General features: G+C 63.4%; 13 protein-coding genes. All 13 read left to right on the top strand.

The window, feature by feature from the left end; translation table 11 throughout:
* Positions 1–300 precede the first annotated feature (300 nt).
* The 13 genes from INF35_RS11335 (at position 301) to pgsA (ending at position 13030) form a co-directional block, all read left to right on the top strand.
* Positions 301–720 (top strand): RrF2 family transcriptional regulator, encoded by a 420-nt coding sequence (locus INF35_RS11335; protein ID WP_193502518.1) that lies wholly within the window; start codon positions 301–303, stop codon positions 718–720.
* 191 nt (positions 721–911) lie between these two features.
* Positions 912–1523, top strand: a complete 612-nt coding sequence (locus INF35_RS11330; protein WP_193502516.1) for a hypothetical protein — start codon at positions 912–914, stop codon at positions 1521–1523.
* Positions 1524–1652: 129 nt separating this feature from the next.
* Positions 1653–2594 carry a DMT family transporter gene (locus tag INF35_RS11325; RefSeq protein ID WP_193502514.1) on the top strand — a complete coding sequence of 314 codons (942 nt, stop codon included), beginning with the start codon at positions 1653–1655 and terminating at the stop codon, positions 2592–2594.
* A gap of 137 nt (positions 2595–2731) precedes the next feature.
* Positions 2732–3499, top strand: a complete 768-nt coding sequence (locus INF35_RS11320) for a ZIP family metal transporter (protein ID WP_193502512.1) — start codon at positions 2732–2734, stop codon at positions 3497–3499.
* A gap of 152 nt (positions 3500–3651) precedes the next feature.
* A complete protein-coding gene (locus INF35_RS11315; protein ID WP_193502510.1) occupies positions 3652–4950 on the top strand; it encodes a hypothetical protein in 1299 nt (432 codons plus the stop codon).
* 71 nt (positions 4951–5021) lie between these two features.
* Positions 5022–5720 carry a response regulator transcription factor gene (locus tag INF35_RS11310; protein ID WP_193502508.1) on the top strand — a complete coding sequence of 233 codons (699 nt, stop codon included), beginning with the start codon at positions 5022–5024 and terminating at the stop codon, positions 5718–5720.
* Positions 5721–5739: 19 nt separating this feature from the next.
* Positions 5740–7242, top strand: a complete 1503-nt coding sequence (locus INF35_RS11305) for a sensor histidine kinase (RefSeq protein WP_193502506.1) — start codon at positions 5740–5742, stop codon at positions 7240–7242.
* A 30-nt stretch (positions 7243–7272) separates the two neighbouring features.
* Complete coding sequence (locus tag INF35_RS11300; RefSeq protein ID WP_193502504.1) at positions 7273–8220, top strand: DUF1385 domain-containing protein; 948 nt, start codon at positions 7273–7275, stop codon at positions 8218–8220.
* Positions 8214–9092, top strand: coding sequence for a peptide chain release factor N(5)-glutamine methyltransferase (prmC, locus tag INF35_RS11295; RefSeq protein ID WP_193502502.1), 879 nt, complete (start codon positions 8214–8216; stop codon positions 9090–9092). The genes INF35_RS11300 and prmC overlap by 7 nt, the downstream gene beginning before the upstream one ends.
* 144 nt (positions 9093–9236) lie before the next feature.
* Positions 9237–10409, top strand: coding sequence for a recombinase RecA (gene recA, locus INF35_RS11290; RefSeq protein WP_193502500.1), 1173 nt, complete (start codon positions 9237–9239; stop codon positions 10407–10409).
* Positions 10409–11053, top strand: coding sequence for a regulatory protein RecX (locus INF35_RS11285; RefSeq protein WP_193502498.1), 645 nt, complete (start codon positions 10409–10411; stop codon positions 11051–11053). The genes recA and INF35_RS11285 overlap by 1 nt, the downstream gene beginning before the upstream one ends.
* Before the next feature lie 57 nt (positions 11054–11110).
* Positions 11111–12451: a 30S ribosomal protein S12 methylthiotransferase RimO gene (gene rimO, locus INF35_RS11280; protein ID WP_193502496.1), complete on the top strand. Its 1341-nt coding sequence runs from the start codon at positions 11111–11113 to the stop codon at positions 12449–12451.
* A 3-nt stretch (positions 12452–12454) separates the two neighbouring features.
* Positions 12455–13030, top strand: coding sequence for a CDP-diacylglycerol--glycerol-3-phosphate 3-phosphatidyltransferase (pgsA, locus tag INF35_RS11275; protein WP_193502494.1), 576 nt, complete (start codon positions 12455–12457; stop codon positions 13028–13030).
* Positions 13031–13073: the final 43 nt, after the last annotated feature.

The following is a 13073-nucleotide window of genomic DNA, read 5'->3' as shown; positions in this document are numbered from 1 at the left end:
AGCGAGCGGTTTTCACGGTTTAGAGTATAGCAACCCCCGCCGCGTCTGTCAACCGCCTTTTTGCAAAAAACATGCGATTTGTCTTAAAATATCCGTTTTTGGGAAAATTTTACCCCGCAAAATTCATGCGGCACCGTTGATTTTTGACGCGGTGTTCAAATTAAACGGATACTCTTGCACAACCCATAGAATCTTGCTATGATATATACACGATCAATCAGGACATGATATTAAAAAAACTGCGCCGTACTGCTGCGGCTGCAAATGCCGGTTTGTCCGCAATACAGGAGTTGTTACTGCATGAAGTTTTCGACCAAGGACCGTTATGCCCTGCGGCTCATGCTGGAGCTGGCCAGCCACAGCCTGGATGAGTTTGTACCCCTCAAGACTGTCAGCGAGCATCAGGACATCAGCCTGAAATATCTGGAGCAGATTATCACGCCGCTGTCCCGGGCGGGGCTGGTGGTGAGCGGACGGGGCAGCCAGGGCGGCTATCGTCTGGCGCGCCCGGCGTCGGAGTATACGGCAGGGGAGATCCTGCGTGCCATTGAGGGGGAGCTGACCTCCATTCCCTGCCTGGCCTCCGACGCGGAGGAATGCCCCCGCCGCGGCCAGTGCCGGACACTGGGATTCTGGGCGGGCCTCAATGAGGTCATCAACCGCTATGCCGACAGCATTACGCTGGAGGACCTGCGCAAAAACTCCGACGCTGCGCTGTAAGGTATCCGTACCCATGCGCCCTGCCTCCCGCCTTTGGAAGGGAGACGGGGCGTTTTTTGCATGGCGGGAGCCCGCCGGGATTTACAAAACTTTCGCTTGTGGACGGGGAGCAAATGGGGTATAATGGAACAGACAACCGGCGCCTGGCGCCGGCCGCTGTGCAAACAACGATACCCTGGAGGTTTTTCCATATGAAATTGCATCATCGTGTACTGGCGCTTGGAATGGCGGCGGTCATGGCTCTTGCCCTGACGGCCTGCAGCCCCAAAAAAGTCGCACAGGATATGGTCATCGGTATGGTTCAGGCACTGGGCTTTACCACCGCGGACGAGGAGGAGGATGAAGCCACCGAAACCATGGCCACTGAGGGCGGGTCCATCACCTACCCGGAAGGATTTGACGCCAGCGGCACCAACGCTCTGCTGCAGGACGGCACGCTGTATCTCTCGTTTAAAGACATGCAGTACTACAGCACCGACTTTTTCACCCCTGCCGGTGATACGGTGACGGTGACCTCCTATGGCTCCATCGATGCCACTACCAGCTACACTGCCTACAAGGTCGCTTTGTGGGAATTGTCTGAAGACGGGACAACCACCAGCTATGTGGCGGGCAGCACCATCTACTTTACCATCTCTTCCGACGAGACCTGCTACACCTATGATATCGGCGGTCTGACGCCGGGCAAAAAGTACAAGGCGAGAGTCAGCTTTGACTCGACCGTTGCCCGCGTTACAGGAGGCATGACCATCTCCGGCCTGACCGACGATGCGCTGGTCCAGACAGAGGACGACGATACCTGATCCCGGAAACGGAACAACTGTGGCCGCCGGCTTTGGCGGGGGAATGCCCGGACAGGGCATCCACCCGGAGGCCGGCGCTTTTTTGTGCCCGGGCCTGCCCGGGCGGGAAAACAGAGAGGAGAACAACAGATGAATGTGAGACAGGTGCGAAACACCGCGCTGCTCGTGCTGGGAGCGCTGGTCTGGGGCATGGCCTTTGCGGCACAGTCGGTGGGCAGCGGCTATGTGGAAGCGTATGCCTTCCTGGCCTGCCGCAGCTGGCTGGCCTGCCTTTTCCTGGTGGTGCTGCTGGCGGTGCGCCGCCGTCTGGCCGCTGCACGCCATGTCCGTCCCGCCGTGACCCCGGCGCCCCACGCCGTCGCCCTGCGGGGCGGCATCTTCTGCGGCATTTTTCTGTTTGCCGCGTCGGCTGCCCAGCAGATGGCTGTGGGAGAAGTCTCCACGGCAAAGGCCAGCTTTCTCACTGCCCTGTATGTGGTGCTGGTGCCGGTCTGCGGCGTCTTTCTGGGCCGACGCCCTGACCGGCGCATCTGGATCTGCGTGGCAGCCAGCGTGGCGGGTCTGTATCTGCTCTGCATGGCAGGACACGATACCCTCTCCCTCTCGGTGAGTGAGCTCAAGCTGCTTCTGTGCGCCCTGTTGTTTGCGGTACAGATCCTGCTGGTGGGACATTACAGCCCCAAGGTGGACGGTGTTCTGCTCAGTTTCTATCAGTTTCTGACCACCTCGGTGCTGTCCACCATCTTCATGTTCCTGGTCGAGCACCCCGACTGGCAGCAGATCCGGGGCGCCGGGCTGTCCATCCTGTACTGCGGCATCCTCTCCAGCGGTGTGGGCTATACCCTGCAGATCATCGGCCAGCGGGGTCTGGACCCCACCATCGCCAGCCTGGCCATGTGCCTGGAAAGCGTCTTCGGCGCGCTGGCGGGCTGGGCTCTGCTGGGACAGAAACTTACCCCCGTCGAGCTCACCGGCTGCCTGCTCATGTTTGCCGCCATTGTGGGCTCCACCCTGGCTACCGGCAAAAGCCCTGCCCCCGCTGCTGAAACCTCTGCCTCCGGGCAGAAATGAGACCCCGACCCTTCCCTCCCGCAGGGAAGGGCCTTTTTGCTGCCCCAAGCCCTCCCGGAGGAAGAAAGGCCCGGAGAAATACAGCTCCGGCCATAACCGCCCGCCGTCCCGCATACCTATGGGCGGGAGGGATTGCGATGCTGACTTCACCGTTTGTCATGACGCTGCTGGCCGGACAGTCCACCGGGCTGGGAGGAATCCTGGCTGTTTTGCTGCGCCCCACGCCCCGGCTGCTGGCCGTCAGCATGGGGTTTGCGGGGGGCATCATGCTCACGGTCAGCCTGGCCGATCTGGCACCCCAGGCCATTGCTTTTTACTCGGCCTATCTGCCGCCTCTGGCCTGCGGGGCGGCGGTGGCATCCATTCTGCTGGCGGGAATCTGTGCGGCGGCGTTTTTGTCCGGTGCACTGCCCGACGAGGCCGACCTGGCCGCCCGGTGCAGCGGGGATGCCTCCCGGGCGGCGGTGCTGCGGGCGGCTCTGGCCACAGGGGCGGCGCTGGTGCTGCACAATCTGCCCGAGGGGGTGCTGACTCTGTTTGCAGGGGCCTCCGACCCTGCTTTGGGCGCCCGCACCGCCCTGGCTGTGGCGCTGCACAATATCCCGGAAGGTCTTGCTCTGGCGGCTCCTCTGGCCTACGCCACCGGCAGGCGGGGACGGGCCGCCGGGGCAGCCTTTGCCTCCGGACTGGCCGAACCTCTGGGGGCAATTCTTGCCTGGCTGCTTCTGCGGGAGGTACTGACGCCGGGACTGGTCAACGGTACCGTGGTGATGGTGGCGGGGGTCATGCTGTGGGTGTCCCTGGCCCAGCTGCTGCCCCAGGCTTTGCGGGGCGGCGCAGCAGGTGCCGCGGGGGCTGCGGCAGGCTGTCTGACCATGCTCCTCGGCATTGCGGCACTGCCATGAGTGTGGTATACTAATCCTGATATGCCATGCCGCCTCAAGCCCCGCCCGGGGGCAGAAAATCCCGGTTTCGCCGGGGGCTGCGGCAGGGCGGAACCGGGGAAACGCTCCCGGTGCTCTCATATCAAATTTTACCCGGGGAAGGAGGGCCGCCCATGCGGGGCACAAAACTCTCGGCTGCGCTGCTGGCGGCCGCCATGCTGGCGGGCTGTTCGGTGGCACCCCTCTCCTCCGATATTGAAACATTGCTGCGGGCGCCTCAGCTGTCGGGCCAGACCGCCGCGGTGCAGAATGCACTCAACAGCTATCTGGGAGTCAGCGCCACCCTGCGCTATCCCGCCAGCGGAGAATTTCTCTCCCCGTTTCTTTTCGGCGACTGGGACGGCGACGGAGACGGCGAGGCCGCCGTGCTCTACACCTCCGACGAGAGCACCAATGTCTGGCTGGCGGTGCTGGAATCCACCGGGGATGACAGCTGGCAGGTCACCCAGACCATGGAGGGCCTGTCCGGAGAGGTGGAGGCCGTCACCTACGCCCATCTGCGGGACGCCGAGTCCCGGCAGATCCTGGTGGGGTACGGCAGCGCCCAGGGGGACAAGTACCTGGTAGTCTATCTCTACGACGGCGAAACGCTGCAGACGGTCATCAGCCAGCAGTACACCCAGATGATCGTGGCCGACATGACCGGCTCCGCCGAGACCGAGGACCTGGTCCTGGCATTGCCCAGCGATTCGGAGGACGGGGTCAATCTGCAGCTGCTGACCAATACGCCGGAGGGCTTCCGCTCGGCGCAGACCACCAAGGTGGGCGCGGGCCGCTATACCGGCTGTGCCGCTCTCCATGCCGGTTCCGACGGGGACGGCAACCCCTGGCTTATCATGGACGGGTGGACAAGCACCGCCCAGAACAGCATCGCCACCAGCATCATCGTCTACGACGCGGAGACCGGCTTCCTTACCAGCTATGACCCGCCCGGCGCCGGGGATCTCTCCCGCCAGACGCTGCGCTACGACACGGCGCTGGTCAGCACCGACATTGACGGAAACGATACCATTGACATTCCCATGGAACTCAACGACGGAGGCGAACTGCTATCTCCCCTGGACAGCCGGTTCAAGTTCCTGCTTTGGCGGGACTATGCCGACAGCGAGGGCGGCAGCAACTGCTTCGGCGTCTATGACTCGGAATACCGCTATTTTCTGCCCCTGCCGGAATCCATGCACGGCAACATTCTGATCCGCTCCAACGGGTCGGGCACCGGGTGGCTCATCTGCAACGCCGAGGGCACTTCCATCTACTGCGAACTGCGGGTGGTGGACCCTTCGGAGGTCAGCAGTGAAAACTACAGCCGCATCGCCACCATCGGCAACCAGCAGCTGCAGTTCCGCTCGGTGCGCAGCTATTACGGCCTGAGTGTGGACGACCTGCAGAAGGGCGTTGTGTTGTTTGAATGACCGGATACACCGGATTTTCAGATAGGATCGGACCGCAGACCGCGGTCTGTATGACCGGAAAGGAGACCTAAATGAAACGCATCCTGGTAGTGGAGGACGAAGCAAGCATCCGGGAGATGGTAGCCCTCAATCTCAAGCTGGCAGGCTGGGAGGTGGTGGAAGCCCCCAGCGCCGAGCGTGCATTGGAACAGCTTCACGCAGGGGAACCCTGTGACGCCGCCCTTCTGGACATCATGCTGCCCGGCATGGACGGGCTGTCTTTGTGCGAGACCATCCGGCGGGACGACCCTGATATCGGCATCATCATCGTGTCGGCCAAGGGGCAGGAGCAGGACAAGATCCGCGGCCTGTCCATCGGCGCCGACGACTATATCACCAAGCCCTTCTCGGTGTCCGAGCTCATTGCCCGGGTGGAAGCGCTGGTCCGCCGGGTGCGCCGCAGTGCCCCCGACGGCCGGGTGGCCGAGCCCGACCAGCTGGTCAGCGGGCCCTTTGTGCTGGATGAGAAGAGCCGGGTACTCTACAAGGCCGGCCGTCCCATCGACCTGACCCAGGTGGAGTTTCAGATCATGCAGCTCTTCTTCAAGAACCCCGGCACTGCTCTGGTGCGGGAAAAGATCCTGGAAGGCGTCTGGGGCAAGGGCTACTTCGGGGATGTCAAGATCGTGGACGTGAATATCCGCCGCCTGCGCATGAAGGTGGAGGACGAGCCCAGCAACCCTCAGCACATCCTGACGGTCTGGGGCTACGGATACCGATGGAACGCCTGACCGGACCACGGAGGGTCGCATGGCAAAACGAAACGCCGGTTTCACCAGCATTACGGCGCGCTGGCTGCGGGGCAGCCTGCTGATCACCGCCATTCTGGTCATTGTGGCGGAGGCACTGTTTCTCTACTCCACCTATCAGGACCTGTACGGCGGCGTGCGGCAGGCGGTGCTCAGCCGGTTCTCCACCATCGAGGGCCAGCTCAGCGCTACGGGCACGGCGGGGGACGAGAGTGACGCCTCCGCCAGCCGCGGCCTGGCTTTGCGCCGCACGGTGGAACTGTTTGATGAAAAAGATAAATTTGAGTTCATGCTTCTGGATGCTTCCGGTACCGTCATTGCCACCTCCAGCGGCACCTTTTCGCGGGAACTGCTGGGCGGCACCGACTTCTACGATGCCATGACAGGGTCCAGCGGCATCGGGGTGTCCACCTTCCGCACGTCGGAGGGGGAAAAGGTCATGGCGGTCACCGCCCTGGTCCCCCACGCGGCGGAGGGAATCGCGGCCATGCGCATGGTCACCAGCCTGACCCTGGTGGACCGCCGCCTGATGCAGTATGTGGCCTTCTCCCTGGGCATCGCCCTGGTGGTGCTGGGCGTTTCCGCCTGGAGCGGTCTCTTCTTTGTGCGGTCCATCGTCCGCCCGGTGGCTCAGGTGGAGACCATCGCCACTCGCATTGCCAAGGGAGACCTCACCGTCCGCCTGCCCGAATCCCGCTATAACGACGAGATCGGCCGCCTCTGCCAGACCATCAACCAGATGGCCGAGGCCCTGGCCGAGACCGAACGAATGAAAAACGACTTCATCTCCTCGGTGAGTCACGAGCTGCGCACCCCGCTGACCAGCATTAAGGGCTGGGTGGAGACTATCGCCACCCGGGCTGCCCCCGACGACGAGATCTATCGCCGGGGCATCGCGGTCATCAGCGCCGAGACTGACCGGCTGTATGCGATGGTGGAGGATCTGCTGGACTTCTCCCGCATGCAGAACGGCATCAAGCTGGACTGCCAGGTGCTGGACCTGGTGGCCGAGGCCACCGACGCCGCCCTCTTTGTGGAGGCCCGCATGCAGAAGGAGGGCATCCGCCTGATCTATGAGGAGCCCCCCGAACCTTACCCCGTCTGGGCCGACCCGGCCCGGCTGCGGCAGGTGTTCGTCAACATTCTGGACAATGCCATCAAGTATTCCCGGCCCGGCGGGGCCATCACCATCGTTCTGTCCAGCACCCCCGAGACGGTCACCGCATCCATTCGGGATCAGGGCCGGGGCATCTCGCCGGAGGACCTGGAAAAGGTCCGCCTCAAGTTTTTCAAGGGCAAGAACTCGGTGCGGGGCTCCGGCATCGGCCTGGCTGTGGTGGATGAGATCGTCGCCGCCCTGGGCGGCACCCTGGACATTGCCAGCAAACTGGGGGAGGGCACCACGGTCAGCGTGACGCTGCCCCTTTACCGCGCCGGACAGGAACACCTGCACGATCCTCTGCATCTGCCGGAACAGACCCCGGACAGCGGCGCGCAGGCCTGACATTGCAACTTTACAGGAGTACAATCACCTATGGATTTGGAAAAACGTCCTACCGAAAAATTCCGCACCAGTGTGGGCGGCCAGGCATTGATGGAAGGCATCATGATGCGCGGCCCCAAAAAGATCTGCTGCGCCGTGCGCCGTCCCGACGGCACCATTGACCTGAGCTGCTCCGATGTGTGCAGTCACTGGTACAATAAAGTCCCGCTGCTGCGGGGCATTTGCAACATGGTGGATAACCTCTACAACGGCTACAAGTATCTCATGCACTCGGCGGACATCGCCATGACCGAGGAGGAGCAGGAGGAGTCCGAGTCCAAGCTGGACAAATGGCTGGACGAGCACACCGGCCCCGCCTTCCAGAACGTCCTCATGGGCATCTCCGCCTTTGCCGGGGTGATTCTGGCCATCTTCCTCTTCACTTTCCTGCCCACCTTCCTCACGGGGGCCCTGGGCAAGGTGGTGGAGCTGGGCCGCTGGCCCCGGGTCATTCTGGAAAGCGTCCTCAAGCTCATCATTTTCCTCTCCTATATGTTCCTCTGCTCCCGCATGAAGGAAGTCCACCGCATGTTCGAGTACCACGGCGCCGAGCACAAGACCATCGCCTGCTATGAGGCGGGGGAGGAGCTCACGGTGGAGAACATCCGCCGCCACAGCCGGTTCCATCCCCGGTGCGGCACCAGCTTCCTCTTCCTGGTCATCCTCATCGGCATTGTGCTGTATGCCATCCTCCCCTGGGAGAGCACCGCCCTGCGGGTGGTCTACAAGCTGGCCCTGCTGCCCGTGCTGGTGGCCGTCAGCTACGAGGTCATCAAGTGGGCGGGCCGGTCCAACTCGCTGCTGGCCCGGGCAGTCTCCCAGCCGGGGCTGTGGCTCCAGCGCCTCACCACCTTTGAGCCGGACGACTCCATGATCGAGGTGGCCATCGCGGCGGTGACCCCGGTCCTGCCCGACCGTCCCGAGGACGGCGCATGGTAAGCCTGACGGGGCTTGCCCCCCGGGCGGCAGTGCGGCAGGTCACAGGCTGCCTGCAGGCCGCCGGCTGTCCCGATGCTGGCTATGACGCCGGAGTGCTCTACACCCTGGCCACCGGCCGGGATGCCCGGCTGGACGATGCCCCCCTCTCCCCGGAAGCAGCCGAAAGGCTGGAGACCCTGACCCGCCGCCGGGCCGCCCGGGAACCTTTGCAGTACATTGCGGGGGAGTGGGACTTTCTTGACTTTACCCTCAAGGTGGGCCCCGGGGTGCTCTGTCCCCGGGCGGACACCGAGGTGGTCTGCGAGACGGCCATCGACCTGCTGCGCCGGGCGGGAAAGCCCGCCCCCCGGGTGGCGGACCTCTGCGCAGGTACCGGCTGCCTGGGTTTGGGCGTCAAGCGCTTTGTGCCGGGAGCACAGGTAGTCTGCGTGGAAAAGAGCCCCGAGGCCTTCGCCTACCTTAAAGAAAACGCCGTCACCGCCCTGAAAGCCCGGGGCCTGTCGGTGGAAGCCGTGCTGGACGATGCCGCTGCCTGGCTGGAAGCCCAGCCCCGGGACAGCCTGGACCTCATCGTGTCCAACCCGCCTTATCTGACGGGGGAGGAAATGAAAGCCCTCCAGCCTGAGACGGCCAGAGAGCCCGCCATGGCCCTGGACGGCGGGGCGGACGGCCTGGCGTTTTACCGGCTTCTGGCCCGGGCGGTCTTGCCCCGGGTACGGCCCGGCGGCTGGCTGGTGTTTGAGATCGGCTGGCAGCAGCAGGAAGCGGTGGAGGCCATCGGCAAAGCCGCGGGCTGGTGCAATGTGAGCTGCCGCAAGGATTACGGCGGCAACCCGCGGGCGGTGTGCCTGCAAAAGCCGGAGACAAAATGAGAGGGGATTTCTCTCAAATTGACAACTTATGGTTGTAATTTGCACGGAATCCGTATATAATAGGATACAGATGCCGCAGGCGGGTGATCTGCGGCCACAAGCAGCAGCCGCGCGGGTTTGCGGCATGAGATAAAGGAGAGCAACATGGCGGAAAAAAAGACAGCGACCCCGGCCAAGCGCGTTGTGCCGGGCGGCGATAAAAAGGCAGCGCTGGAGACGGCGCTGGCCCAGATCGAAAAACAGTTTGGCAAGGGCGCGGTGATGAAGCTGGGCGCCAACGTGGCCATGCAGGTGGACAGCATTTCCACCGGCAGCCTGGGTCTGGATCTGGCGCTGGGTGTGGGCGGTATGCCCCGCGGCCGTGTCATTGAGGTCTACGGCCCCGAATCTTCCGGTAAAACCACCCTGGCCCTGCATGTGCTGGCCGAGGCCCAGAAAGCCGGGGGAGAGGTGGCCTTCATCGACGTGGAGCACGCTCTGGACCCCGCCTATGCCCGCGCCCTGGGCGTGGATATCGACAGCCTGCTGGTCAGCCAGCCGGACACTGGCGAGCAGGCCATGGAGATTTGTGAGGCCTTGGTCCGTTCCGGCGCCATCGACGCAGTGGTTGTGGACTCGGTGGCCGCCATGGTCCCCAAGGCCGAGATCGAGGGTGAGATGGGCGACTCCCACGTGGGTCTGCAGGCCCGCCTGATGAGCCAGGCTCTGCGCAAACTCACCGGCATCATCGGCAAGACCAACACCGTCTGCATCTTCATCAACCAGCTGCGCGAGAAAGTCGGCGTGGTCTACGGCAACCCCGAAGTCACCACCGGCGGCCGCGCTCTGAAATATTACTCCTCGGTCCGTATCGATGTCCGCCGCATTGAGGGCCTCAAGGACTCCAACGGCAACTTCATCGGTAACCGCACCCGGGCCAAGATCGTCAAGAACAAGGTGGCCCCGCCTTTCAAGGAGGCCGAGTTCGACATCATGTTCGGCGAGGGTATTTCCAAGACCGGCGAGCTCATCGACCTGGGCGTCAAGCTGGGCGTGGTGCAGAAGAGCGGTGCCTGGTTCAACTACGGCGATATTCGCCTGGGCCAGGGCCGCGACAACGCCAAGAACTACCTGAAGGAACACCCCGAGACCGCCGCCGAGATCGAGAAGATCGTCCGTGAAAATGCAGACCGTCTTCTGGCCGCCGGCAAGAAGGGGGCTGTCAAGCCCGTTGAGGTGGTCAAGCCCGTCACACCCGCCGAGGCGCCTGCCGAAGCCCCCGCCGCCCCCAAGACCACGGGCAGCGAGGTGGACCTGGACATCATGGTGGATGACTGATGCCCCAGATCACCGCCGTCAAAGAGACCAAACGGGGGAGGCTTGCCCTGTTTGTGGACGGGGAGTTTGCCTTCTCCCTGGACCCTGAGACCTTTGCCGACGCCGACCTGCATGAGGAGGACGAGATCGAGCCCTCCCGGCTGGAGGAACTGCGCCGCCGGAGCGACACCCGCAAGGCGGTGGACCGGGCGCTGGACATTCTGGCTCTGCGGGACCATGCGGCGGGGGAGCTGTACCAGAAACTCTGCCGCAAGTTCGACCCCCACAGTGCCGCGGCTGCCGTGGCAAAAGCGGAGGAGCTGGGCCTCTTGAACGACGCCGACTTTGCCCGCCGCCGGGCTGCCGAGCTCATGCGCAAGCGCAAGAGCCGCCGGGAGGTGGAGCAGGACCTTTCCGCCAAGGGCATTGACCGGGAGACAGTGACCCGGGTGCTGGAGGAGCTCTACGCCCCTGAGGAGGGGCCCGACCCCGAGCTGGCCGCCGCCTGTGCCCTGGTGGAGCGTCAGTACGCCCGCAAGCTGGCCGAGGGCAAACGCCCCCAGGTTATGGCGGCCCTGGCTAGGCGGGGATTTTCCTACGCCGTCATCCGGGCTGCGCTGGAAGCTGCCGACGCCGGGGAGGACGAATACTCCGACCTGCCGTGAGCCGGATCTTCCGGCTTGCTACATACCAAACAACCGAAAGAATAGGAATAACTGCCCATGAAAATCGCCATTGTATCCCTCGGCTGCCCCAAAAATCAGGTGGACGCCGACGTTTTCTGCCGTGCCCTGCTGGCCGACGGCCATGAGACGGTGGCCGACCCCGCCGAGGCGGATGCCATCATCGTCAACACCTGCGGCTTTATCCAGTCCGCCAAGGAGGAGGCCATCGAGAACATCCTTCTGGCCTGCGGCTACAAACAGCAGAACCCCGGCCTCAAGGTCATTGTGACCGGCTGCCTGGCCGAGCGCTACAAGGGCGAGATCGCCCGGGAGATGCCGGAGGTGGATGCGGTTGTGGGCATCGGCTCCAACAAGGCCCTGCCCGAGATCCTGCGCCGGGTCTGCTCCGACGGCGCCGGCCAGATCGAGAGCTACGGCCCCAAGACCGACATGCCTCTGGGCGGCCGCCGGGTCATCTCCACCCCGCGGCACTACGCCTACCTAAAGATCGCCGAGGGCTGCAACAACCGCTGCCATTACTGCGCTATTCCGCTGATCCGCGGCCCGCTGCGCAGCCGCCCGCTGGAGGACTGCGTGGCCGAGGCCAAATGGCTGGCGGAGGAAGGGGTCAAAGAGCTCATTGTGGTGGCCCAGGACCCCACCGCCTACGGCGAAGACTGGGGCAAGCCCGGCGCGGTCTGCGAGCTGCTGGACCAGCTCAACGCCATTGAGGGCCTGCGCTGGATTCGGGTGCTCTACGCCTACCCCGAGCGCATCACCGACGAGTTCATCGCCGCCATGCAGCGCAACGATAAGGTGGTGCCTTATCTGGACTTGCCCATCCAGCACTGCAACGACGAGATTCTGCGGGGCATGAACCGCCGGGGCGGCCGCAGGGAAATCGAGGACGCCATTGCCCGGCTGCGGGCGGCCATCCCTGACCTGACCCTGCGCACCACCCTGATTGCCGGCTTCCCCGGGGAGACCGAGGAGCAGTATTCCGAACTGTGCGACTTTGTGCGCACGGTGGAGTTTGACCGCCTGGGCTGCTTTGCCTACTCCCCCGAGGAGAACACCGTGGCCGCCCGCATGGAAAAACAGCTGGACGAGGAGACCAAACAGCGCCGGGCCGACCATATCATGGAGATTCAGGCGGAGATCAGTGCCCGCAGGCAGGCCGAGCGGGTGGGCCAGACGCTGGAATGCGTCTGCGACGGCATCGACGAGGAGAGCGGCATGTACCTGCTGCGCTCCAAGGGCGACTGCCCCGAGATCGACGGTTGTGTGCTGACCCCCGGGGATGTGCCTCTGGAGACCGGCGTCTTTTACAATGTGACCGTGACCGACAGCGATACCTACGACCTGTACGGTTATGTGGAAAACAAGGTGGAGGAATAAACAATGAACCTGCCCAACAAACTGACGCTGCTGCGCGTGATTCTGGTGCCTGTCTTTATGGTGTTCGCCGCCTTCGGCCGCATCGGCACGTCTGACTACAATCCCACCGCCCAGCTGGTGGCCGGCATCATCTTTGCCGTTGCCAGCTTCACCGATTTCCTGGACGGCTACCTGGCCCGCAAAAACAACCTGGTCACCGACTTCGGCAAGTTCATGGACCCCCTGGCCGACAAGATGCTGACCACCGCCGCCTTCATCTACATGGTGGTGGACGGACTGTGCCACCCCGTGGTGCTGGCCGTCATCCTGTTCCGGGAGTTCGCCGTGGCGGGGGTGCGCATGATCGCCGCCGAGTCCGGTACCGTCATTGCCGCCAACATGTGGGGCAAGGTCAAGACGGTTTTGCAGATGCTCACCATCATCTACTACTACATTGCGCCCTCCTTCATGGATGCTACCGACATCATGGCCTTCGGCCTTATCACCCAGGCGCTGTGCTGGCTGGTGGCGGTGGTCACGGTGCTGTCCGGCGGCATCTATCTGTGGCAGAACCGCAGCTGTTTTATGCAGGCGAAGTAATTTTGTTGCAAGGCGCCCGCCATGCGGGTATAATACAAGTGTT

Source organism: Gemmiger gallinarum (assembly GCF_014982805.1).
GTDB classification, from domain to species: Bacteria; Bacillota; Clostridia; order Oscillospirales; family Ruminococcaceae; genus Gemmiger; species Gemmiger gallinarum.
Note: the sequence above shows the minus strand (reverse complement) of the source record. Positions and strands in the feature narration are given on the sequence as shown.

What these genes read in the sequence shown, in the direction of transcription:
- INF35_RS11335 (WP_193502518.1), top strand. Translation starts at nt 301, where the DNA reads ATGAAGTTTTCGACCAAGGACCGTTATGCCCTGCGGCTCATGCTGGAG.
- INF35_RS11325 (WP_193502514.1), top strand. Translation starts at nt 1,653, where the DNA reads ATGAATGTGAGACAGGTGCGAAACACCGCGCTGCTCGTGCTGGGAGCG.
- INF35_RS11330 (WP_193502516.1), top strand. Translation starts at nt 912, where the DNA reads ATGAAATTGCATCATCGTGTACTGGCGCTTGGAATGGCGGCGGTCATG.
- pgsA (WP_193502494.1), top strand. Translation starts at nt 12,455, where the DNA reads ATGAACCTGCCCAACAAACTGACGCTGCTGCGCGTGATTCTGGTGCCT.
- INF35_RS11305 (WP_193502506.1), top strand. Translation starts at nt 5,740, where the DNA reads ATGGCAAAACGAAACGCCGGTTTCACCAGCATTACGGCGCGCTGGCTG.
- INF35_RS11320 (WP_193502512.1), top strand. Translation starts at nt 2,732, where the DNA reads ATGCTGACTTCACCGTTTGTCATGACGCTGCTGGCCGGACAGTCCACC.
- prmC (WP_193502502.1), top strand. Translation starts at nt 8,214, where the DNA reads ATGGTAAGCCTGACGGGGCTTGCCCCCCGGGCGGCAGTGCGGCAGGTC.
- recA (WP_193502500.1), top strand. Translation starts at nt 9,237, where the DNA reads ATGGCGGAAAAAAAGACAGCGACCCCGGCCAAGCGCGTTGTGCCGGGC.
- INF35_RS11315 (WP_193502510.1), top strand. Translation starts at nt 3,652, where the DNA reads ATGCGGGGCACAAAACTCTCGGCTGCGCTGCTGGCGGCCGCCATGCTG.
- INF35_RS11310 (WP_193502508.1), top strand. Translation starts at nt 5,022, where the DNA reads ATGAAACGCATCCTGGTAGTGGAGGACGAAGCAAGCATCCGGGAGATG.
- INF35_RS11285 (WP_193502498.1), top strand. Translation starts at nt 10,409, where the DNA reads ATGCCCCAGATCACCGCCGTCAAAGAGACCAAACGGGGGAGGCTTGCC.
- rimO (WP_193502496.1), top strand. Translation starts at nt 11,111, where the DNA reads ATGAAAATCGCCATTGTATCCCTCGGCTGCCCCAAAAATCAGGTGGAC.
- INF35_RS11300 (WP_193502504.1), top strand. Translation starts at nt 7,273, where the DNA reads ATGGATTTGGAAAAACGTCCTACCGAAAAATTCCGCACCAGTGTGGGC.